Here is a 22,032-nt window from a genome sequence, read left to right as displayed (position 1 = left end):
TGCTTCGCCGGTAAGGCGTCCGCCGATGTCACCGTACGCGACCCACATCGACGGACTCGTCCACGAACCGACGCAGACCGAAGGGAGTGGCGTCGACCTCACCGTCGCCGAGGTGTACGAGATGACCGGGGCGGGGCGCGTCGACTTCGGCGGGGGCGAGCTGGAAGCCGCCGCCACCGAACCGCACGAGCGGGAGATGCGCGATCCGGACGACGAGTACGGGTGGTGGTCGCTCGACCCGGGCACGTACCTCGTCGAGTACAACGAGTCGATCTCCGGGAGCGACCTGCGGTTCACCGTCCAGACGCGGGACGCGCTGCTGGAGCGAGGGGCCTTCCATCCGACGCTTCGCGTCGCGGAACTCCCCCGAGTCCCGCTGTCGGTCGGCGGCGCCGGGATCCGGATCAAGGAGAACGCGCGGATATCGACCGTCGTAGACATCGATCCGGCCTGAGTCGCCGACATCGATCCGGTTTGAGTCGTCCGCGCCGGGCTAAGGTCTGACGCCGGCGCGCCCCGAGGATCCGTCATGGGTTCGCACGCCGGGTTCCACTCGCTCCGCGAGGAGGCGGCCGCGTCGCTCCCGGTCAGGGGCGACCTCCCCGCGTGGCTCCGCGGGAGCCTGATCCGCAACGGCCCCGGGGCGTTCTCGTTCCCGAACGGGAGCGAGGTGGACCACTGGTTCGACGGGCTGGCGATGTTGTACCGCTTCACGTTCGATCCGGGCGACGAGGCCGGGTCGGTGACCGACGGCGACGGGGACGCGGTCCACTACCGCAACCGCTTCCTCCGGACGGAGGCGTACGAGGCGGCGACGAGCGGCGCGTTTGAAGGCGGGTTCGCCACCGGCGAGACGACGCTCCGATCGCGGCTGGCGACCTTCCTCACGGACCCGTACGACAACGCGAACATCGTCGCCGAGCGGGTCGGCGACGCGTACGTCGCCCTGACCGAGTCGCCGCGTGGCGTCCGGTTCGACCCGGACACGCTCGAAACGACGGGATACGCCGACCGCGACGGCGACGCGCCGAGCGGCCAGCTCTCCTGTGCCCACTTCAAGCGCGACCCGGCGACGGGGGCGCTCGTCACCGTCGACACCGAGTTCGGGCGCACCAGCCGGTACCACGTCACCGCGTGGACCGCCGGCGGGGACCGTCGTCACGTCGGCAGTGTCGAGACCGACCGGCCGGCGTACATGCACAGCTTCGCGCTCACGCCGCGGTACGTCGTGCTGACGGAGTTCCCGCTCCGGCTCGACCCGCGTCGGTTCCTGAAGCCGGGGCGACAGCCCCCGTTCATCGAGCAGTTCGAGTGGGAACCGGAGCGCGGGACCCGCATCGTCGTGCTGGACCGGACGACGGGCGACGTGGTCGCGGAGCCGACCGCGGCCCCCGTCTTCGGCTTCCACCACGTCAACGCCTTCGAGCGGGACGGGGGGACCGAGGTCGTCTTCGACCTGGAGACGGTCCCGGACGCGACCGCCATCGACTCGCTGTACCTGGAGAACGTCCGCGCCGGCGAGATGGGCGCCATCGTCGGTCGGGTCGACCGGTTCACTCTGGACCTCGGAGCGGCGACCGGCGCGGACAGGTACGGCGGAGGCGGGGGCGACGGTGACCGCGACGACGCCGCGGTGTCCCGCGAGACGCTGTACGACGGCGGGACCGCGCTGCCGACGAGCTCGCCCGCGCGGTGGTGCCGCGAGCACCGCTACGTCTACGCGATGGGCATGGAGGCGCCGGTCACCGAGTGGGCCCGACGCGTCGTGAAGCTGGACGCCGAGTCGGGGACCGCGGAGAGCTTCGACGCGGGCGGCGATTACTTCGGCGAACCGATCTTCGTCCCGGCGCCCGACGGCGAGCGCGAGGACGAGGGAGTCGTGCTGACCGTCGCGCTCGACGTCGACGCCGACCGGTCGCGCCTGCTCGTCCTCGACGGCGAGACGTTCACCGAGCGCGCCCGGGCGACGCTGCCGCACGCGGTCCCGTTCGACTTCCACGGTCGGTACTTCCCGGAGCTCCGGGCGGCCTCGGGCGGGTGAGACGCGGTCGCCGCGCCCGACGCGACTCCGACTGAGCTCCCTGCCGGAGCGACCACGGTTTTCACGCGGCGGCGCGTATCACGGGCATGACTCGCACGGTAGTCGTCGCCGGCGTCGGTCCGGGGCTCGGGGAGTCGCTCGCGCGGAAGTTCGCGGCGGAGGGGTGTCGCGTGGCCCTCTTCGCCCGTTCGACGGAGTACATCGAGGAGCTCGCCGCGGACCTCCCCGAGCCCGGTGAGGGGCTCGCGGTCACGGTCGACCTGACCGATGTCGAAGCGATCCGGGAGGGGTTCGCGGCGGTGCGGGAGGCGTTCGGGCCGGTCGACGTCCTCGTCAACCACGCGAGCGCGGCGTCGTGGACCGGTCTGATGGACACGAGCGTCGAGGCGTTCGAGGAGGCGTGGGCGGTCAACGGCCGCGGCGCGTTCGTCTGCTCGCGGGAGGCCGTCGGCGACATGCTCGACGCCGGCGGCGGCACGGTGATCTTCACCGGCGCGACCTCGGCTGTGCGGAGCCGCGGCGGGGCGATCGGGTTCACGGCCGCGAAGTTCGCCGCGCGCGGGATGGCGATGGACATCGCGCAGGAGTTCGGCGGCGACGGCGTCCACGTCGCGCACGTCGTGATCGACGGGCAGATCGGCTCGCCTGGGGCCCGCGAGCGCGACCCGGACCGCGAGGCGGACACGTTCCTCGACCCCGACGAGCTGGCCGAGACGTACTGGCACCTCGTCGAGCGGGACGACGTCGGCACGCAGCCGTTCGAGGTCCACGTCACGAACGGGCCGAACCCCTCCGAGTTCATCTGACGCTACCGGGCGGCGTCGTTAAAAAGACGAAGACGCGCCGCGGACGGCGCTCAGAACGTGATGATCTCGTAGTCGTCGTCGACGAGCGACCGGACGCTCGGGTGCCCGTCGTACTCGTCGAGCGTGACCAGCCCCGCGTCGGCGACGGCCTCGTCGACGCCGAACGCGCCGGAACAGTAGTCGCAGACCGCGGCGTCGTCGCGGACCGCCCGGTAGAGCTCGTGGTAGTCGCTCTCCTCGTCTTCCAGCTCCGGGATCCACTGGGTCCCGGCGCCGTCGAAGATGAGCTCGAGCTCGTCCTCGTCGTTCTCGGCGAACTCCTTCGCGGCCTCCAGCGCGTTCGCGAGGCGACCGTAGTCGGCGTGCGATTCGTTGCCGGCGAGAATCACGATAGCTGCTTTTGCCATTGTACGTTCTTATAAACGCTACCGGTACATAACGCACCGGCGGGTGTGTGTTCCGGACGCCGATTCGGCATGCCATGGCGTACCGACGGTTCGCGCGCCGGCCCGAAGGCCGGCGATTCACACCGCTCACCCGTGGTGATGGTGATCGTGGTCATGGCTGCCGCCGCGCGAGAACTGCCCGGAGAAGGCCCGATCGACGACCTCGGAGAGCGCGGGGTGGACGTGGACCGCGTCCCGGATGTCGGCGACCGTCCCCGATCCCGCCGTCATCGCGACGACGACCTCCTCGATCAGGTTCGACGCCTCGGGGCCGACGATGTGACAGCCCTCGATGTTCCCGTCGAGGTCGATGAGGACCTTCACGAACCCGTCGGCGTGCATCGCGCTCCCGCGGGCGGTCTCGTCGTACGCGTAGGTGCGGGTGGCGTAGTCGGCGTCGGCCTTGCGGAGGTCCCGTTCGCGCGCCCCGGCCCCGGCCACTTCGGGCGACGCGAAGACGGCGAACGGCATCGCCGAGTAGTCGACCGGTTCCGGCTCGTCGCCGAGCAGATTCCGGATCACGGCCTTCGCCTCGTGGTTCGCGCTGTGTTTCAGCAGGTACTCGCCGACCACGTCGCCGAGCGCCCACACGCCCTCGGCGTCGGTCCGGAGATACTCGTCGGTCTCGACGAACCCCCGCTCGTCGGTCTCGACGCCGGTCGCGTCGAGGTTCAGCGCGTCCGTGTTCGGCCGCCGACCCGCGGCGACGAGTAGCGCGTCGCCCGAGACGGTCACGTCCTCGGCCTCGTCGGGCGCGCCGACCGCCTCGCGGCCCGCGCGGATCGCGTCGGCCTCGGGGTACGGGCGGGCCTCGACGGTCACCTCGCCGCCGGCCTCGTCGGCCGCGACGGCCTCGTAGCCGGTGTACACGTCGAACCGGTCGGCGTAGCGGTCGGTGAACGCCTCACCGACCTCCGCGTCCGCCTCCGGGAGGAGGTGCTCGCGACGACCCACGATAGTCACGTCGCTGCCGAACGTCCCGAAGAAGTGCCCGAGTTCGGCCGCGATGTAGCCGCCGCCGACGATCACGAGGCGATCGGGGGGCGATCCGAGCCGGAGCGCCTCCGTGCTCGTGAGGTAGTCCACCTCGTCGATCCCGTCGATCGGCGGGATCGAGGGGCGCGTGCCGGTGGCGACGAGGACGGTGTCGGCGCGGAGGGTGGCGCCCTCGTCGTCGCCGTCGACGACCTCCACCGTGCGGTCGTCGACGAACCGGCCCGTCCCCGAGAACAGGTCGTGGCCGTCCGACGAGGAGAGCCCGCGGCGGATCGACTCGGAGCTCTCGGAGACGTCCTCGTTCACCTTCCGGACGATCTCTGCGAAATCCACGTCGTTGACCTCGGCGTCGATCTCGAACGCGCCGGCGCCCTCGATCGTCTCCAGCACGTCGGCGTGGTAGAGGAGCTGTTTCGAGGGGATACAGCCGCGGTTGAGACACGTGCCGCCGAGCCGCCCCTCCTCGACGACCGCCACCGAGTTCCCTCGGCCGGCCATCGCGTTCGCCACGTCCAGTCCCGATCCCGACCCGATTACGAGGAAATCGAACTCCTGCATGGGCCCGGTGACGGCGGCCACCCTCATCAAGTCCCGTCCCCGGTGGCGCGCGCCGCACACGACCGCGGGAGGGATCCGGGTGCCGACGCGCCCTGCGGGACCCCTTCGTGAGGACTGATATCACCGCTCTCGTTTCCACAATTTTTATTTTCTGTTTGACGCAGGGTCTACTCGGTCATGTCATCCAAACAGCCCTCCACGGCTCTCACGTCGCGGCAGCGGCTCGCCGTCGTCGTGGTGGCCGCGGCGGTGGTCGGCGCCGTGCTCGCGCCCAGCGTGTACGCGGCGACCAACGACCCGGACGATACCGTCGCCGTCGTCGAGATCGAGGGGCCCGTCAACACGGCCCTCGCCGAGGACGTCGAGAGCGAACTCGCGGACATCCGCGCCAACGACTCCGTCGGCGCGGTGGTGCTCAAGATCGACACGCCGGGCGGCGCGCCCGTCGCCTCCGAGCGGATGTACAAGGCGGTCCAGCGCACGAGCGAACAGATGACCGTCATCGCGAGCGTGCAGTCGATCAGCGCCTCCGGCGGCTACTACGCCATGGCGCCCGCGGACGAGATCTACGTGCTCCCGACCTCGACGGTCGGCAGCATCGGCCTGAACGCCCCCGCGCCGCGGTCGACCGCGCCGGTCTACGGCCCGAGCGGCCCAGACAAGGCCGGTAGCAACGAGATACAGAGATGGGCCGAGCAGCAGACGCTCGCCGACACGTTCGTCGACGCGATGATGGCCGAGCGCGAGGAGGAGTTCCAGATGCCTCGCGAGGAGGTCGCGAAGGCCGACGTCTACCTCGGTACCGAGGCGGTCGAGAACGGCTTCGCGGACGAGATCGGCTCGCTCAACGAGGCGATCCACGCCGCCGCGACCGAGGAGAACCTCGGCGAGTACCGGGTCGACACCCGGGAGACCGGGCCCGACGGCGGCCTGCCGTTCCTGCTCCGCACCGACACCCAGGTCGTCGCGGTCCACGCGAACGACCCCGGCTACGCCGACGTCAAGCCGATGGGACTCACGTACGTCCACCTGCCGGCGGTCCCGCACGTCGACACGGTGGAGCGCTTCTCCGAGAGCGACCTCAAGGTCGACGGCGGCGAGGCGGCGACCGGCGCGACGGGCAACGAGACGGCGCAGTCCACCGGAGGTGTCGGCGCGTGAGCGATATCCGCACGCTGGCGGTCGCCTTCGTCGTGACGCTGGCGGCGATCACCGGCGGCGCGGCGGTCACCGGCTTCGTGACCGCCGACGGCGCCGCCCCCGCGCCCGAGATCCAGAACGAGCACTACGTCGACGGCGACGCCGTCGCGAACGACACGCCGGGGCGGGCGACCGTCGAGATGGAGTCGACGGCGCGGTCGCAGACGGTGCTCGTCGACCCCGGCATCGACTCGTCCGGCGGCGTGGCCGCGAGCCCGCTCGCGCTCCTCGGCCTCGGGAGTCCGGGCGTCGCCGACCGCGACATCCGGCCGCTGGCGAACGCGCTCATCGAGAACGGCCACGAGATCGGCGTCTACGTGCCGGGTGCGACGCAGCCGCGTCGCGCCGCCGGTCCCGGCAGCGGCGGGGCGGAGACTCGGCTCGGCGAACGGCTCGCCGACGCGGACGCGTTCGTGACGTTCCGGACCGACTACGACGAGGCCGAGCTCTCCGCGATCGAGGAGTTCGTCGACTCGGGCGGCCGCGTGATCGTGGCGACGGAGCCCGACGCGGCGTTCGACCAGCCGGGAGCGGTCGGCCTCGACTCGACGCTCGAGGTCACGACCGAGCCCGGCTACGTCTACAACATGGAGGAGAACGATCTGAACTACCAGCGCGTGTACGCAGAACCGACCGGCGGGTCCGGCGCGGCGCTGACCGAGGGCGTCGACCGCGCGGTCCTGCCGTCGGCGACGCCGGTCGGCACGGCGACCGGCGGCGGCGACGTGCTCCGCCCGATCGAGGGGAGCGAGCTGTCGACGACGCGCGCGTCGACCGAGGCGCCGCTCCTCGTTCGGAGCGACGGCGTGGTGATGGTGGGCGACAGCGACTTCCTCTCGCCCGAGAACGCCGCCCGCGCCGATAACGACGCGCTGATCGGAAACCTCGCCGACTTCCTCGTGGCGGGCGGCCAGGCGACACCGACCGCCGGGCCGACGCCGACCGCGCCTTCGGGGAACCAGACGGCACCGTCCGGAAACCAGACGGCGCCGTCCGGATCGCAGGAGCCCCCGGAGAACCAGACGACCGGCTGAGCCGCGCCCGCGGCCGATCGGGAATTCCCTTCGCAGCTCCGCTCTTTTCAGTCCCAATTGCGACGCACCGGCGTCTCGCTCGCGTTGACGTTCGCCAGCAGCCACGCGGCCGCGTCGTCGAGCGCGCCGTCGTCGGTCGCGGTCACCTTCAGGCGGTTGTGGTCGGCCTCGCGGTCGGGGTAACAGCCGACGGCGACGTCGAACCGCTCCATCGCCTCCTCCAAGGCGGGCACGATGTTCGACTCGGGCTCGACCGTGTAGAGGAACCGCGAGCGCCGGTCGCCGGCGAACTCGTCGGCGACGGTCGCGAAGGTCGCCTTCAGCTCGTCCGGAATTCCCGGCATGACGTAGACGCCCTCGACCACGCAGCCGGGGGCGAGCCCGGCCTCGGTCACGAGCGGGCGGCTCCCCTCGGGGACCGCCGCCTCCGCCTCGACGTCGACGTCGAACTCGCGGTCGGGGACGCGCTCGCGAATTGCGGCCAGCCGGCGCTCGACCGACTCGCGCGTGAGGTCGGTGGCGACCATCTCTCGGTCGAACGCGTCCGCGACCGCCTCCATCGTCACGTCGTCCGGGGTGCTGCCGATCCCCCCCGTGACGATCACGGCGTCGAACGCCGCGGCGTACTCGCGGACGTGGTCGGCGATCGCCGCCCGGTCGTCGGGGACGGAGAGGATCCGCGCCACGGTGACGCCGCGGTCGCTCAGCTCGCCGGCGAGCCAGTTCGCGTTCGTGTTCACCGTGTCGCCCGAGAGCAGTTCGTCGCCGACCGTGATCAGCGCGACTTCCATCGGCGCGCCCTTGGGTCGGCCGACGGATGTACGTTTCCCGCCGCCGCCAGAGCGGGCGGGCGGGCTCACGAGACGAGTCCGACCGCCGCCTCGGGAGGACTATTGAGCGCTCGGGAGCGCTCACGGCGGCCCGATACCGCTCATATAAGCGTTTACGAGGACCGGTAGCGAGGGACGCGGTATGCCAACGACCGACGGATCGGAAGGGTCCAGGGCGCTCATCGACGACGCGCGGGAGGCCATCCGCGTCGAGCGCCGCCGCACCGTCGACGAGCGCGAGGCGTTCCGGGCGTTCCGAGGCCGACTGGAGGCGATCCCGACGGAGTCGACCTCGCCGGACGGGTCGCGCGCGGCGGATCTCGGTAGTCCCGGAGGCCCGCCCGGAATCTCGGGAACCGGCGGCGCCACGGGACCGACCGCCGCCCCCGGCGCGACCGCGGACGCGGGGTCGGGCGTTCCCGCCGCGCCGCCGGGCTCCGGGCTCGTCGCCGTCCGCGACGCGTACGTCGAGACGGTGATGTCGGTCCCGCATTACGAGGCGGAGTACGACGACACCTACGAGCGCAGCGTCGCCGCGGAGTTCGGCCCCGAACTGGCGTACGCGCTCACCCGGAGCGCCGCGTATCACGCCGACTGCGAACGGGCCCTGTTCGACGCGGTCGACGCCGCGATCGCGGAGCGCGAGCGGCTCGAAGAGCGGCTGGCGACGGAGGCCGAGTCGCTCGACCGCGCCGGCTCGCGGCTGGCGGCCGTCCGGCGCGAGATCGCGTCGCTCGACGCGGCGATCCCCGACGGCGACTTCGGCGCGCTCGACGCGTGTCGCGCCCGCGCCGGCGTCCTCGTGGACGACTGCGACCGGATCGCGGCGCGCCGTCAACGCGTGATCGCGGCCCACGAGCGCGAACTCCGGCTCGACGAGGACGCCGTCGACCTCCCGACGTACCTCTACGGGTCGACCGACGCGACGTACCCCGTCCTCGCGGCGGTCGGTGCAGTCGGCGACCGGCTCGACGGGCTCACGCGGCGGATCGAGCGCGCGATGGCGCGCGTCGGGTGAGCGGTCCGGTCCGCGGGCCGGCGGACCGATGACGTCCTCGCTGGCGACGGGTTCTTTGACGCGCGGTCCACACCTCTCGACACGCGTGACGACCGTCCTCACCGACCGCGACCGGCGGAAGCGCGACGACCGACCCGACGGGACGTTCTACGAGGAGCCGCGGTTCGTCACCCACGCCGACGACGCGTTCCTCGACCGCCTGACGGTGCTGTACGACGGGCTGCTCGCCCCGGACGACCGCGTCCTCGACGCGATGAGCAGCTGGGTCTCGCACCTCCCCGCGACCGAGTTCGATCGCGTCGTCGGCCACGGGCTCAACGAGGCGGAACTCGCCGCGAACGACCGGCTCGACGAGTTCGTCGTACAGGACCTCAACGCCGACCGGGAGCTCCCGTTCGCCGACGGCGCCTTCGACGCCGTCTGCTGTGCCCTGTCGGTCCAGTACCTCCAGTACCCCGGCGACGTGTTCGCGGAGTTCGCGCGCGTCCTCGCGCCCGGCGGCGTCGTGGTCGTGAGCTTCTCGAACCGGATGTTCCCGACGAAGGCGGTCCGGGCGTGGCGGGCCGCCTCGATGGACGAGCGCGCCGACCTGGTCGAGCGGTATCTGAAAGCGGGCGGCCTCGCGGTCGCGGACCGGATCGCGGAGCGTCCAGGCACGGACCCGTTCTACGCGGTCGTGGGGCGGGAGCCGGCGGCGGGCGACCGCGGCTGAGCGCGGTACCGGCGGCGTCGATCTCGCGGCCGGGACAGCTAATCCGCCGGCGTCGCCGACTCGGACTCAAGCCCGGAGCCGCTCGGGGGGCGGAGCGCGAGCGCCGCCAGACCGGCGGCGATCGCGAGGCCGCCGCCGAGCGCGAACGTCGGGACCCAGCCGAACGCCGAGACGAGGTAGCCGGTGACGGTCCCCGCGAAGACGCCGCCGCCGACCTTCGCGGTGTAGAGGACCGCGTAGTTGCCGGAGGAGTTGCGCGAGCCGTAGTAGTCGGCGATCACCGACGGGAAGTAGACGAACAGCGGCGAGGAGAAGAACATCGCCGCCATCACCAGCGCGACGAACGCGAGTCCGGCCTCGGCCCGTCCGGCACCGATCAGCGCGAGCCGGAAGACTCCGGCGAGCACGAACGAGGCGGCCATCACCTTCTTGCGGTCGAAGCGGTCGGACGCCTCGCCGAGGATCATCCGCGAGACCCCGGCAGCGACGGGCAGCAGGGTCGCCGCCGCGGTCGCGACGACCGCCGCCAGTCCGAACTGCTCGGCGAACCGCACGACGTTGGCGATGACGATCAGGTCGGCGCCGGCCATCGCGACGAACATCGCGTACAACAGCCAGAACTGCCACGTCGACAGCATCTCGCGGGTCGTGTAGGCCCGCCCGCGGAGCGAGGCGGCCAGCCCGTCGTCGCCCTCGTCGTCCTCCCGGTCCTCCAGCCCCAGCCAGTCGTCCGGCGGGTCCCGCAGGAGGTACGCGCCGACGAGCGTGACGACGAGGATGGCGACCCCGACGTTCCGGAGCACGTCGCCGTACGCCGCCACCGTCGCGTTCGCGCGCACGTACGGCACCACGAGTGCGCTCCCGCCCGCGAACGCCATCGTGCCGATACCGGTCGTGAGCCCGGTGCGGTCGGGGAACCACTTGACCGCGGTGTTCACCGCGACCGTGTACACGATCCCCACGCCGATCGCGCCGAGCGAGTACAGCAGGTAGAGCTGCCAGACGGCCGTCGCGTACGCCAGCCCGATGTACCCTCCGCCCGCCAGCAGCGCCGCGAGGAAAGTGAGCGCGCCCGGCCCGCGGCTGTCGCGCCACTTGCCCGCGGGGAACTGCGAGAGCGACTGGAAGACGACGTAAAACGAGAACACCGCGCCCAGCGCCGGCAGCGCGATGTCGAGGCTCGCGGCGAGCGGCTGCTCGATCGACGACCAGACGTACTGATAGGGGCTCACGGCCGCCATCATCCCCGCGGCGGCGACGATCTGCCACCAGCGGGAGAAACCGAGGATCGACGACGCCCGGCCGGCGTAGTCGACCTCGCCGGGCGGCTCGTCGGGGGCGGAACCGTCGCTGTCCGGCTCATCGGGGGCGGAATCGTCGCCGGTCGGCTCGTCGGCGGCGTCGCTCGCTTCGCCCTCTTCACCCATCGTTGCCGTCCGTCGACCGCGTGGTGATGTTCGGTGTCATGTCGTGTGCCTCGATCGCGCCGCGGGGGCGGCTCCGCCGCGGCGCTCGCGTCCGTACCGGTACTGTTCGGACTCGCCGATTAAAACGCGTCGTTGGGGACGTTCTTGCCTCGTCGACCCGCGGTCGGATCGAATTCGAGGAGGGGACCCCTCAGAGCGCGTCGGGATCCGCCGCGGTGAACCGGATCGCGGGCGGGATCAGTCCCCCGACGGCCAGTGCTCCGAGGCCGACGACCCAGAGCGCCGCGATCCCGGAGCACGTCGCCCTCGAGATCGCGTCGCACGGGACCTTCCCCGATCGGGTATCGATGTGGTGGTCGTTCGTCAAAGAAAATCGGGAGGGATCGCCGCGAAGCGCAACCGGCCCCGAAAATCGCTACCGGATAGATAATGATAATCGTCTATACTGTCGAAAATTGTTAAGAGGGAGCCTCTCCTACATGAATACGAACACGACCGGCGCCCGAGAACGGGCGAGACCGGCACCACTCATCATGTCCGCCGACACCGACGCCGTCGACACTGAGGCCCCGAACGTCAGCGCACCCGCCGACACCGACCGGACCGTCGCTCCGAGCGCGGTCGACGCCGCGACTGACGAGGCGCACGGCGCGCCGCGCCCGGTCGAAACCGCCCGGGGCGGATCGGTCTTCGAGCGCGTGCTCGTCGTCACGGGCGACGACGAGGCCGGTCGCGCCGCGATCGACGCCGGGCTCGACGTCGCCGCCGCGCACGGCGCGACGGTCGACGCGCTGTACGTCGTCGACACCAGCGAGCACTGGGACATGGTCGTCGAGCGCCGGGAGCGCACGGGCGAGGCGCTCGTCGAGGACGCCGCCGCCCGCGGCGAGGCGCTCGGCGTCGACGTCGAGAAGCGGTTCCGGTACGGGGCCCCCCACGAGGAGGTGCTCGACTTCGCCGACGCGCACGGCGCCGACCTGATCGTGGTCGGCTCCGCGCGCCGCACCGGCCTCGACCGGCTCGTCCACCCCGAGACGCTCCCCGTCCGCGTCCAGCGCGGCGCCTCCGCGCCCGTCATGGTGGTCGGCGCCGACGACTGACCGCGTCGCCGTCCCTTTTTTCCGCACCGCGTCCGCGCGCTCGGCGATCCGCGAGACGACGGACTGACCGTGAGACGACCGACTAAGTGGCTGCGTCGCCTACGTTCTGTATGACCGAAATCGGCATCGTCGGGGCGGGCGCCGGCGCGGCGGCCGCGGCCTTCGTCGTCGACGAAGCGGCGCCCGACGCGGACGTGACCGTGTTAGAGAAGTCCGGCGGGCTCTGCGGCCGCGCGGCCACCCGCCGGAACGGGGACCTGACGTACGACTACGGCGCGAACTACCTGAAGTCCGACGACGAGCGCGTCGTCGAGCTGGTCACCGAGACCCTCGACGACGAGGGGCTCGTCGACGTCACCGAACCGGTGTACACCTTCGACGTCGACGAGACGGTCTCGCCCGGGCGCGACGCCGACGAGCGCAAGTGGAGCTACCGGCGCGGGCTCACCCAGATCGCCAAGCGGCTCTTCGGGCGGACCGACGCGACGGTCCACCGGCGGACGCGCGTCGAGACGGTGCGCCAGGTCGGCGAGCGGTGGGCGCTCGACGACGCCGACGGCGAGACGTGGGGACCGTTCGACGTCCTCCTGTTGAATCCGCCGGCGCCGCAGACCGCCGAACTCCTCCGGGACGCCGAGTGGGAGTCGTCCGTGCGCGAGTCGCTCGTCGACGCCGTCGGCGACGTGGCGTACCGCTCTGTGTGGACCGCGGTGCTCCACTACCCCTTCGCGGTCGACGTCCCCTACTACGCCTTGGTCAACACCGACAAGGAGCACCCAGTGGGGTGGATCTCGCGCGAAGAGTGCAAGGCGGGGCACGTCCCGGAGGGCGAGACGCTGCTCGTCGTCCAGGCGGGTCCCGAGTGGTCCGCCGAGCGCTACGACGACGACCCGGCCGCGAACGTCGCCGACCTGGCGGCGCACACCGCCTCGATCGTGGGCGACGAGCGGCTGGCCGACCCGGCGTGGACCGACCACCAGGGGTGGCGCTACGCGCTCCCGGAGGGCGGCGTCGACCGCGGGCCGATCGACTCCGCCCGCCGGGACGACCTCTACCTCCTCGGCGACTGGGTCGCCGGCGAGGGGCGACTCCACGCCGCCATCGCGAACGGTCTCGACGCGGGGGAGCGCGTCGTCCACGGCCTGTGACGGCGTGAGGGGAACCGGAGGATTTCTCCCGGCGGGTCCCCGCGGTCGGGTATGAGCACCCCGTCCGTCTCGCCGCGGCGCGCGAACGTCCCCTTCTGGACGACGGTCGCGGTCGCGGCGCTGTACCTGCCGGCGTCGGTCGCGGCCCGCGCGCTCGTCGACCCGGAGTACGCGGCCGCGGTCGCGTGGCTCCCCCGCTCGGTCGCCGAGGTCGCGGGGGCGCCGCTCGGGACGGCCCTGGCGGCGGCGCTGTGGCTGCTCGTCGCCGGCGGGTTCCTCTACGCGTTCGCGACCGAGCTGGCGGCGATGCGAGACCGGACCGCGTGGGCGCCGCCCGACAAGGGGTACCTCGTGCTCGCGGCCGGATCGCTGCTGGCGCACCCGCTCACGGGCCTCCCGTTCGTCTTCCTCGTGACCGCCGGCTACACGCTCCACCGGACGCTGCGAGTGCGGTAGACCGGTCCCGCCGCGGCCGGGATCCTTCTCGCGCGCACTCGCGCCGTGATTCGACCGTCGCTCGTCGCATTTCTTTACGTCGGTAACTCTACTCTTACTGTTAATCGCCGCATCCTACTCCCCGATCCGAAGCCGGATCATAGCACCTGCACGCTGGCGTTTGTGAATCCGATGGCTCCATCTCACGGAATCTGCGTAGTCCTCAAGCCGCACCGTTTTTATAAAGAATCAGCGTCGTCGATTCAGACCCCGAAGTCGAGCTCGACCGCCTCGCCGGCGTCGGGGTCGCCCGGGTCGATAGCGTCGTCGCCGGCGGCGAAGCCGGCGTGGAGGTGTTCGTAGGTGCGGTCGATCGCCTCCACGATCACCTTCGTGTCGCCGGTCACGGGCATGAAGTTCGTGTCGCCGTCCCACCGCGGGACGACGTGGGTGTGGAGGTGATCGACCGAGCCGCCGGCGGCGGCTCCGCCGAGGTTCTGCCCGGTGTTGACGCCGTCGGGGTCGACGTCGTGGCGCAGCGCCGCCAACGTCGCCGCCTTCAGCCTCGCGTGATCGAGCAGGGCCGCGTCGTCGAGGGCGGTCGGGTCCTCGACGTGTTCGTTCGGGATCACCATCGCGTGACCGGGGTTGTACGGCGCGTTGTTCAACAGGACGTAGTTGCGCTCGCTGCGGGCGACGATCCGGGCCTCGCGGGCGTCCTCGCGCTCGGGCAGAACGCAGAACGGGCAGCCGTCGATCGGGTCGGCGTCGCGCTCGACCCACTCGATCCGCCACGGGGCGTAGATCCGGTCCATCAGTCGTCGAAGCCGTGGATCCCAGCCGTCGTCACCTCGACGCCGTCCTCCGTGATCAGGAGGGTGTGCTCCGCTTGGCTCACCAAGGCGTCGTCGGCCTCCTTCAGAACGGGGTACCCCTTCACCGCGTTCGCCTGTTTGAGGCGCCGGAGCGCCATCCCGACCCGGTCGCCATCCAGCCACCGCGCCGCGAACGGGAGGTCGTCGAACGCCTCGATCTCTTCGAGTGCCTGCCGCGCGCGGCGGTCGCGCACGCTCCCCGACCCCTGCCGCTCGAAGATCTCCTCGTCGGTCCCCTCGCCGACCTTCCCGCGACCGTCGGTGGCGAACGGCTCGATGGCGACCGCCTGTCCCGGCTCCAGCTCGACGGAGCGGTCGACGCCGCGGTTCGGGACCGTCGGCCCCGTGTGGGCGTCATAGCGCTCCACGCCGTGGCCGGAGAGGTTCAGGACCGGGGTGTAGCCGTAGCCGCGGATCACGTCCTCGATCGCCCCGCCGACGACGCCGACCTCGACGCCAGGGCCGGCCTCGTCGACCGCCGCCTCCAGCGCCATCTCGGCGGCCTCGACGAGCTCCGGGGTCCCGGAGTGGTCGACGGTGACCGCGGCGTCGGCGATGTAGCCGTCGACGTGGACGCCGACGTCGAGACAGACCATCTCCTCGCCGAACTCGGTGTCGTCGCCGCGGCTCGGCGTGGCGTGCGACGCCTCCGGGTCGACGCTGATGTTGACCGGGAACGCGAGCCCGGCCCCCCGCTCGCGGACGAAGTCCTCCGTCCACTCCGCGACCTCTAGGTGGGTCCGCCCCGGCTCGACCATCTTCCGGGCCTCGTTCGTCGCCTCGACCAGCACCGCGCCGGCCTCCCGGTAGCTCTCGACCGCCTCGTCGTCCAGGGCTCCGTAACTCATGACCGCCGGTTCGGCCAGCGACCGCAAAGAGGTTGCGGAGCGACGGCGGCCGCGTCAGTCCGGGGGGTCGGCCGCGGCGGATCCCCCGCCGTAAGCCGCGGTCGAACTCTCGTCGTCGGCCGCGGCCGAGTTTTCCCCGTCGGCCGCGGTCGGCGACCCCCCGTCGCGCTCGGCGACCGCCGCCTCCCGGTCCTCCCCGTCGGCCGCGGGGAGCCACATCGCGACCAGCGTCCCCGTCGGCTCCCGCGTCTCGATGTCGAGCTCGCCGCCCGACTCCGTGACGATCCAGTGGACGAGCCAGAGGCCGAGCCCGCTCGCGTGCTCCAGCTCCGTCTCGCGCGCCTCGGAGAAGACCGCCCGCTCGGCCGGCGGGATGCCCGGCCCGTCGTCGGCGACCTCGATCCGGTATCCGCCGTCGGCGGCCGCGACGCTCGCCTCGACGGTCGGGCGGTCCCGATCGCTGTGGACGACGGCGTTCTCCAAGACGTTCCGGACGGCCGATTCGAGCAGCTCGTCGGCGTGGGCGACGGCGACGGCGGGGGTCGAGACCCGCACGGTCGCGTGCGGGAACGACGAGTCGAGCGACGCACAGAGGCGCTCGACCAGCTCCGCGAGGTCGATCGTCGTCCGTCCCCGCTCGCTGTGGAGCGCGACGTCGATCTCGCGGGCCTGGTCGCTGAGGTGCGTCAGCGTCTCCACCTTCCGGTCGATGATGTCCAGGTAGCCGTCGCCCTCCGCGTCGACGTGGTCGCGCAGCAGCTCCGCGTACCCGCCGATCACGTTCGCGTCGTTCTTGAGGTCGTGTCTGAGCACGCGGTTGAGCACCTGCAGGCGCTGCTCGTACCGGCGGCTCTCGGTCACGTCCGTCGCGGTGATCACGACCTCCTCCGCGTCGTCGAACAGCCGCTCGACGGTCGTCTCGAACCGGCGCCAGTTCCCGTCGGCGTGCGCGATCCGGTGGTCGATCGGCTGCGGGTCGCCCGTCTCGAAGGCGCGCTCGAACGCGCGCTGGGCCTCCGGCCTGTCGTCCGGGTGGACCAAGTCGACGATCGGTCGACCCTCGATCTCGGCGGGCGAGCGGCCGAGCAGCCGCTCGACCGAGGGGCTCACGTAGCGGAGCAGGCCGTCGGCACCACAGACGGCGATCACGTTCGGCGACTTCTCGATGAGCGTCCGGTACCGGCGCTGGAGCGTCTCCCGCTCGGTCACGTCCCGAAAGAGGAGGACCGTCCCGCTCCGGCCGCGCCCCGTCACCCCGCGGTCGGCGGCGATCGGGTGAACGCTCACGGTCAGGAACCGGTGACCGTTCCCGTGGTCGAGCGTCACTCGGAACTCGTCCTCGCGCGGTCCGGCGTCGCCCTCGCCGGTCACCGCCTCGGCGACGCTCGGAGCGCGGTCGAACGCCGACGCGGCGTCGCGTCCGACTGCGACGGACGGAAACAACCCCTTCGCCGGGCCGTTCGCGTCGACGATCCGACCCGTCGCGTCCGCCACGACGACCCCGTCGGCGAGGTTCGCGAAGACGGCGTCGCGGGCGATCGGCGAGAGGTCGAGGAGGCGTCCCCTGAACGCGACCCAGCCGATCACCCCCGACGTGGCGGCGAACGTCACCGGGGTGAGGTCGACGAACGGCGAGCCCGCCGCGCTCCAGAGGCCGGCGATTCCGGCGACCGTCGGCGCCGCGCCGGCCACGAGCAGCAGCGCGGCCTGCCGCCGGAACACGCCTTCGCGGACGAGCGCCGCGCGGCCGAGGGCGAGGAAGGTGAGCAGGTTCACGGCGTACGAGTAGCCCACGAACGCGAGGAGCGCCGGCGTCGGGGCGAACTCCACGACGAGGTACCCCCCGGCGTCGGCGAGCGACGGGGCGCGGTAGAACAGGGGAGCCGCGCCGAACAGGAGGGCGCCGCCGGCCGCGGTCGCGGGGACGAGACAGAGGAGCGCGAACCGGCGCGGCCGGAACCACGCCGTCCGATCGAGATACGCGAGCACGAACGCGGGCCAGGCGACCCCGAGCACCCCGATCCCGACCCAGACGAACCGGTTCCAGAAGAGGGTCGCGTCGAGGGCGGTCGCCGACAGCTGGGCCGCGTACGCCAGCGACCAGATCCCGCTCCCGACCGCGACGCCGACGAAGGCGTGGACGAGCGGGCCGTCCCCCCGCCGCCCCTTCGTCGCGGCGTAGGCGGCGAAGGAGACGGCGGCGACCGCCGCCACGAGCAGGGGCGCCGTGTACGGCGTCGGTTGCCACGGCATCGATACCGGTTGCATGACGGTAGAGGATAAAAACGAACCGGACCGAACTGCATAACACGCGGCCGATCCGACGGGAGGTATGCTCGAACCGGGAGATCCCGCACCCCAGATCACGCTGTCCGACCGGCGCGGCGAGACCGTCGCGGTCGACCCCGCCGCCGCGCGGTACACGGTCGTCTACTTCTACCCGCGCGCCGACACGCCGGGCTGTACCGCCGAGGCCTGCGGGTTCCGCGACGAGTGGGACGCCTTCGAGGGAGCGGACATCTCGGTCGTCGGAATCAGCGACGACCCGCCCGAGGACCTGAAATCGTTCGCCGAGAAGCACGACCTCCCGTTCACGCTGCTCTCCGACCCGGACGGCGAGGTGGCGAGCGCGTACGACTCCTACGGCGAGAAGCAGATGTTCGGGAACACCTTCGACGGCGTGTTCCGGAACACGTACGTCCTCGACGACGAGGGGACCGTCGTCCTCGCGTACGAGGGCGTCTCCCCCGAGGACCACGCGGTCGAGATCGTCGAGGATATCGCCGCGCTGGAGGGCTGATGAACGGCAGCGACGATCGCATAAGCGGTGCGGTGGCGCGTGCCGACAAGCGCCCGGAGGGCGCGAGTCGCACGCGCGAGGGACGCGGTGAGCGACGTGGGCGACCGAAGGGAGCCCCGAGCGAACCGCGAGGCTGGGGAGGCGTGAGGTGCGGTCGCTGTGCGGTCGGGTGGGGCTTTGGAGGCGGTCACCGTCGATCCGGTGTCCGTTATTTATAACCGAGCGACTATGACTTCAGAGATGGATTCTGCCGATTCGGTGCTGATAACGTATGAATGAGCGGCTCGGTCCCCGGCAACAGTCTACACAACGTCACCGCCCACGTATAAACAACCGACAGCAACACCTCGAATCAATATATAAATTCCAGCATCGGAAGCCTCGTTCACTGCTCCAATCATCAATACGTCAGAATAAACCGCCGACCCGCGAGAGCAACCGCGGCACCTCGTCGGCGATGGCGTGCCGCTTCAGCAGCGCGAACCCGACGACGATGACCGCGAAGCCGGCGACCGTCAACGGCGTCACGGGCTCCGAGAGCAGGACCGCCCCGGCGACGGTGGCGACGACCGGGACGACGTAGGAGACGAGGTTGATCTCGAACGCCCCCAGCCGGTCGAGCAGCGTGAAGTAGATGGTGTACGCGACCGCCGAGGAGAGCACGCCGAGGAACAGCAGCGCGACGACCGCCGGGAGTTCCGCGACCGGGAGCTGCTGGGGCTCGCCCAGCCCGACGCTGAGCCCGTGGATCAGCAGGGCGCCGAACAGCATCGCCCATCCCGTGAGCGCGATGCTGGAGAAGCTCGTCTCCACGGTGCGGAGCCCGACGCTGCCGACCGCGACGGCGAGCACGCCGATCGAGATGAGCCCGACGCCGATCGTGACGCCGCCGGCGAGGTTCGCGGGGTCGGGCTGGGCGACGAGCCCGACGCCGACGAACGCGAGCACCACGCCGAGCGCGCCACGCGCGTCGAGGTCGGAGCCGCCGACCCAGGCGGCCGCGACCGCGGCGGTCGCGATCGGCACGAGGCTGTACGTGATCGAGGCGATGCCGCTCGTGGTGTACTGCTGGCCGACGAACAGCAGCGAGTTGTTGGCGGCGACGGAGAGCCCGCCGCTGAAGCCGATCGCGGCGAGGTCGCCGCGGGTGCGCGGGAGCGGCTCCGACTCGGTGAGGAGGACGTACGAGACCAGCACCAGCGCCGCCACGTCGAACCGGAAGGCGGCGTACAGCACGGGCGGGTAGTAGTCGAGCCCGACCTCGATGGCGACGAAGGAGCCGCCCCACAGCGAGGCGAGGGCGAAGAACAGGACGACGTCTCGATACCGGGACACACGGGGAGGAGGGCGACCGGGGATAAAGCGGTGTCCGTTGCGGACGACGCCGCCGGATCGGGAACGTCGCCCGGACGCGGGCGTCTGCGCCGCCGATCGCTCGCCCTCCCGGCCCGCTCAGTAACCGCGGACGATCAGGTAGTCCGCGAGGTCTTCGAGCAGGCTCCGCGAGCCGCTCTCGGGGAGCAGTTCGAGGTGCTCCTTCGACCGCGCGGTGAGGTCCTCGGCCGTCTCGCGGGCGTACGCGATGGAGCCGGCTTCCTCCAGAGCGGCCACGGCGTTCTCGATGGCCGACTCCGTGACCTCCGCCGGGGTGTCGGCGTCGACGAGCCCGTCGACGTCGACGCCCTCTTGACGCGCGTGGAGGGTGATCAGCGTCTCCTTCCCCTCGACGAGGTCCGAGCCGCGCTGCTTGCCGAGCTCATCGGAGGGGACGGTCAGGTCGAGCACGTCGTCCTGGATCTGGAACGCCCGCCCCGAGTCGATCCCGTACTTGTACAGCGCGTCGACGGTCTCGTCGTCGGCGCCGAGCAGGACGGCCGGCGTCGCGGCCGACGCGCCGTAGAGGACCGCGGTCTTCAGCTCGACCATCTCCAAGTACTCCTCGGGGAGGATGTCGTCGCGCGACTCGAAGGAGACGTCGAGCGCCTGTCCCTCGCAGATCTCCGTGCAGGTGGACGCGAGCATATGCATCGCTTCCAGCCCGTTCTCGGGTGCCGCGCCCGTCTCCGACATGAACTCGAACGCCTTCGAGTAGAGCGTGTCGCCGGCGAGGATCGCGGTCGACGTGTCGTACTTCTCGTGGACGGCCGGGACGCCGCGCCGGAGCTCGTCCTCGTCCATGATGTCGTCGTGGATGAGGGTGAACGACTGGATCACCTCGATGGCGACCGCCGCGCGCATCACGTCGACCTCGGTCCCGTCGAGGCCGGGGAACTCGCGGAAGTCGGCGCCCATCGGCTCGGTGCCCGTGACCGCCTCGGCCGCGAGCGTCGCCACCGTCGGCCGGAGTCGCTTGCCGCCAGCTTCGAGGATGTACCGCGTCGCCTCGTAGAGGCGTTCCGGGTGCTGTACCGGCAGCTCCTCGTCGATAGCGGCGTTGACCAGGTCACGCCGCTCGCGGATGGCGTCCAGCACCCGCGCCTCCTTCGTCCCGTTCGTCATTCGACGAGCTGGACGACGCTCCCGTTCTGCGTGACGTGGATGTCACGGCCGAGCTTGTACCCCTGCGACGTCGCGAGGTTCACGTACGGAGAGCGGCCCTCGAGCGTCTGGTGACCGGGGATGAGGTGCTGCGGCTGGAGCGCCTGCAGCATCTCGTAGTGGCCCTCCTCGCGGAGGTGGCCCGAGACGTGGATGTCGTCGTAAAGGCGCGCGCCCTGCATCCGGAGGAGCTGCTCGCTCTGGTAGCGCTGGCCCTCGTTGGTGGGCTCCGGGATGACGCTGGCGCTGAAGACGATCTTGTCGCCGTCGTCGATTTCGTACGGGGTCTCGCCGCGGCCCATGCGGGTGAGCATCGCGCGCGGCTCGCCCTGGTGGCCCGTCACGATGGGGAGGAAGTTCCCCTTCCCTTCCTTCATGATCCGCTTGAACGCGCGGTCGACGGACTTGCGGTGGCCGTACATGCCGACGTCGCCCTGGAAGTCGACGAAGTCGAGCCGCTCCGCGGTGCCCGAGTACTTCTCCATCGAGCGCCCGAGCAGGACCGGCTGGCGGCCGATCTCGCGGGCGTACTCGACGAGGGTCTTCACGCGGGCGATGTGGGAGGAGAACGTCGTGGCGACGATCCCGCCCGAGTAGTCCTCCATCGAGGTCAGCGTGTCTTCGACGTGCTTCTTGGCGTACGACTCCGAGGGGGTCCGGCCCTTCCGACCGGCGTTCGTGCAGTCCTCGATGTAACAGAGGACGCCCTCGTCTTGGCGACCGATCTCGCGGAACCGGTCCATGTCGATCGGGTCGCCGATGACGGGCGTGTGGTCCAGCCGCTTGTCGAGGCCGTAGACGATCGCGCCCTCGGGGGTGTGGAGGACCGGGTTGATCGCGTCGATGATCGAGTGGGTGACGTTGACGAACTCCATCTCGACCTGCTCGGAGTCGCCGATGGCCATCGTCCCGCCCGCCTTCATCTTCACGAGGTCGTTGTCGACCTGGAACTTCCCCTCGTCGTCGATCTGCTGTTTGACCAGCTCGATCGTGTACGGGGAGCCGACGATGGGCGCGTCGTACCGGTGGGCGAGCTTCGGGATGCCCGCGATGTGGTCGAGGTGGCCGTGGGTGGGAACGATCGCCTGGACGTCGCCCTCCAGCTCGCTCATGACGCGGTCGTCCGGGATCGCGCCCATGTCGATCAGGTCGAGGCTGTGCATGCTCTCGGTCTCCACGTTGTCGTGGATGAGGACCTTACTGAGGTTCAGGCCCATGTC

At 71.2% G+C, this 22,032-nt stretch carries 21 protein-coding genes; 11 read left to right on the top strand and 10 right to left on the bottom strand.

Annotated features, from left to right (window positions below):
- Positions 1 to 25: 25 nt before the first annotated feature.
- The 3 genes from SD626R_RS08670 (at position 26) to SD626R_RS08660 (ending at position 2,847) form a co-directional block, all read left to right on the top strand.
- Positions 26 to 454 (top strand): dCTP deaminase/dUTPase family protein, encoded by a 429-nt coding sequence (locus SD626R_RS08670; protein WP_092565734.1) that lies wholly within the window; start codon positions 26 to 28, stop codon positions 452 to 454.
- 75 nt (positions 455 to 529) lie between these two features.
- The gene (locus SD626R_RS08665) at positions 530 to 2,041 is read left to right on the top strand and encodes a carotenoid oxygenase family protein (RefSeq protein ID WP_092565732.1); all 1,512 of its coding nucleotides are present in this window, start codon (positions 530 to 532) and stop codon (positions 2,039 to 2,041) included.
- Between the two features lie 86 nt (positions 2,042 to 2,127).
- Entirely contained in the window at positions 2,128 to 2,847 is a 720-nt protein-coding gene (locus tag SD626R_RS08660) for an SDR family NAD(P)-dependent oxidoreductase (protein ID WP_092565730.1), read from the top strand.
- 50 nt (positions 2,848 to 2,897) lie between these two features.
- Here the strand turns inward: SD626R_RS08660 and SD626R_RS08655 are convergent, their stop codons facing one another.
- Together SD626R_RS08655 and SD626R_RS08650 are read right to left on the bottom strand one after the other, a co-directional pair.
- Positions 2,898 to 3,254: a DsrE family protein gene (locus SD626R_RS08655; protein WP_092565728.1), complete on the bottom strand. Its 357-nt coding sequence runs from the start codon at positions 3,252 to 3,254 to the stop codon at positions 2,898 to 2,900.
- Positions 3,255 to 3,380: 126 nt separating this feature from the next.
- On the bottom strand, positions 3,381 to 4,847 hold the full coding sequence (locus SD626R_RS08650) for a dihydrolipoyl dehydrogenase (RefSeq protein ID WP_092565726.1): 1,467 nt from the start codon (positions 4,845 to 4,847) through the stop codon (positions 3,381 to 3,383).
- A 177-nt stretch (positions 4,848 to 5,024) separates the two neighbouring features.
- Between SD626R_RS08650 and SD626R_RS08645 the strand changes: the two genes are divergently transcribed.
- The gene (locus SD626R_RS08645) at positions 5,025 to 6,008 is read left to right on the top strand and encodes a S49 family peptidase (RefSeq protein WP_092565724.1); all 984 of its coding nucleotides are present in this window, start codon (positions 5,025 to 5,027) and stop codon (positions 6,006 to 6,008) included.
- Entirely contained in the window at positions 6,005 to 7,081 is a 1,077-nt protein-coding gene (locus SD626R_RS08640; protein WP_241996651.1) for a DUF4350 domain-containing protein, read from the top strand. The genes SD626R_RS08645 and SD626R_RS08640 overlap by 4 nt, the downstream gene beginning before the upstream one ends.
- A gap of 47 nt (positions 7,082 to 7,128) precedes the next feature.
- Here SD626R_RS08640 and SD626R_RS08635 read toward each other — a convergent pair whose 3' ends face one another.
- A complete protein-coding gene (locus tag SD626R_RS08635; protein ID WP_092565722.1) occupies positions 7,129 to 7,872 on the bottom strand; it encodes a competence/damage-inducible protein A in 744 nt (247 codons plus the stop codon).
- Positions 7,873 to 8,053: 181 nt separating this feature from the next.
- Between SD626R_RS08635 and SD626R_RS08630 the strand changes: the two genes are divergently transcribed.
- Both SD626R_RS08630 and SD626R_RS08625 read left to right on the top strand, forming a co-directional pair.
- Positions 8,054 to 8,929, top strand: a complete 876-nt coding sequence (locus SD626R_RS08630; protein WP_092565720.1) for a DUF7260 family protein — start codon at positions 8,054 to 8,056, stop codon at positions 8,927 to 8,929.
- Positions 8,930 to 9,014: 85 nt separating this feature from the next.
- Positions 9,015 to 9,641, top strand: a complete 627-nt coding sequence (locus tag SD626R_RS08625; protein ID WP_092565718.1) for a class I SAM-dependent methyltransferase — start codon at positions 9,015 to 9,017, stop codon at positions 9,639 to 9,641.
- 38 nt (positions 9,642 to 9,679) lie between these two features.
- On the opposite strand, the gene SD626R_RS08620 is transcribed toward SD626R_RS08625, so the two are convergent.
- Positions 9,680 to 11,068 (bottom strand): MFS transporter, encoded by a 1,389-nt coding sequence (locus SD626R_RS08620; RefSeq protein WP_092565716.1) that lies wholly within the window; start codon positions 11,066 to 11,068, stop codon positions 9,680 to 9,682.
- Between the two features lie 533 nt (positions 11,069 to 11,601).
- Here SD626R_RS08620 and SD626R_RS08615 point away from each other — a divergent pair.
- The 3 genes from SD626R_RS08615 (at position 11,602) to SD626R_RS08605 (ending at position 13,772) form a co-directional block, all read left to right on the top strand.
- Positions 11,602 to 12,168 carry a universal stress protein gene (locus tag SD626R_RS08615; RefSeq protein WP_092565714.1) on the top strand — a complete coding sequence of 189 codons (567 nt, stop codon included), beginning with the start codon at positions 11,602 to 11,604 and terminating at the stop codon, positions 12,166 to 12,168.
- Positions 12,169 to 12,278: 110 nt separating this feature from the next.
- Complete coding sequence (locus SD626R_RS08610) at positions 12,279 to 13,316, top strand: NAD(P)/FAD-dependent oxidoreductase (protein WP_092565712.1); 1,038 nt, start codon at positions 12,279 to 12,281, stop codon at positions 13,314 to 13,316.
- Positions 13,317 to 13,367: 51 nt separating this feature from the next.
- The gene (locus tag SD626R_RS08605) at positions 13,368 to 13,772 is read left to right on the top strand and encodes an abortive infection protein (protein WP_092565710.1); all 405 of its coding nucleotides are present in this window, start codon (positions 13,368 to 13,370) and stop codon (positions 13,770 to 13,772) included.
- Positions 13,773 to 14,014: 242 nt separating this feature from the next.
- Here SD626R_RS08605 and SD626R_RS08600 read toward each other — a convergent pair whose 3' ends face one another.
- From SD626R_RS08600 to SD626R_RS08590, 3 genes are read right to left on the bottom strand one after another with little or no spacing between them, the layout of a single operon-like run.
- Positions 14,015 to 14,566 carry an HIT family protein gene (locus SD626R_RS08600; protein WP_092565708.1) on the bottom strand — a complete coding sequence of 184 codons (552 nt, stop codon included), beginning with the start codon at positions 14,564 to 14,566 and terminating at the stop codon, positions 14,015 to 14,017.
- On the bottom strand, positions 14,566 to 15,474 hold the full coding sequence (map, locus tag SD626R_RS08595; protein ID WP_092565706.1) for a type II methionyl aminopeptidase: 909 nt from the start codon (positions 15,472 to 15,474) through the stop codon (positions 14,566 to 14,568). Before map ends, SD626R_RS08600 begins: the two co-directional genes overlap by 1 nt.
- Positions 15,475 to 15,528: 54 nt before the next feature.
- Positions 15,529 to 17,727: a histidine kinase N-terminal 7TM domain-containing protein gene (locus SD626R_RS08590; RefSeq protein ID WP_092565704.1), complete on the bottom strand. Its 2,199-nt coding sequence runs from the start codon at positions 17,725 to 17,727 to the stop codon at positions 15,529 to 15,531.
- 79 nt (positions 17,728 to 17,806) lie between these two features.
- On the opposite strand from SD626R_RS08590, the gene bcp reads away from it, so the two are divergent.
- Entirely contained in the window at positions 17,807 to 18,274 is a 468-nt protein-coding gene (bcp, locus tag SD626R_RS08585; RefSeq protein ID WP_092565702.1) for a thioredoxin-dependent thiol peroxidase, read from the top strand.
- Between the two features lie 408 nt (positions 18,275 to 18,682).
- On the opposite strand, the gene SD626R_RS08580 is transcribed toward bcp, so the two are convergent.
- The 3 genes from SD626R_RS08580 to SD626R_RS08570 all read right to left on the bottom strand — a co-directional run.
- Positions 18,683 to 19,609, bottom strand: a complete 927-nt coding sequence (locus SD626R_RS08580; RefSeq protein ID WP_092565700.1) for a DMT family transporter — start codon at positions 19,607 to 19,609, stop codon at positions 18,683 to 18,685.
- Positions 19,610 to 19,726: 117 nt separating this feature from the next.
- Positions 19,727 to 20,773, bottom strand: coding sequence for a geranylfarnesyl diphosphate synthase (gene idsA3 / locus SD626R_RS08575; RefSeq protein ID WP_092565698.1), 1,047 nt, complete (start codon positions 20,771 to 20,773; stop codon positions 19,727 to 19,729).
- Positions 20,770 to 22,032, bottom strand: a 1,263-nt coding sequence (locus SD626R_RS08570; protein ID WP_092565696.1) for a ribonuclease J, incomplete at its 5' end; no start/stop codon positions are given. The genes SD626R_RS08570 and idsA3, both read right to left, overlap by 4 nt.

The organism is Halorubrum sp. SD626R, assembly GCF_001261915.1.
GTDB lineage: Archaea > Halobacteriota > Halobacteria > Halobacteriales > Haloferacaceae > Halorubrum.
This window is presented reverse-complemented; position numbering and strand designations above follow the sequence as displayed.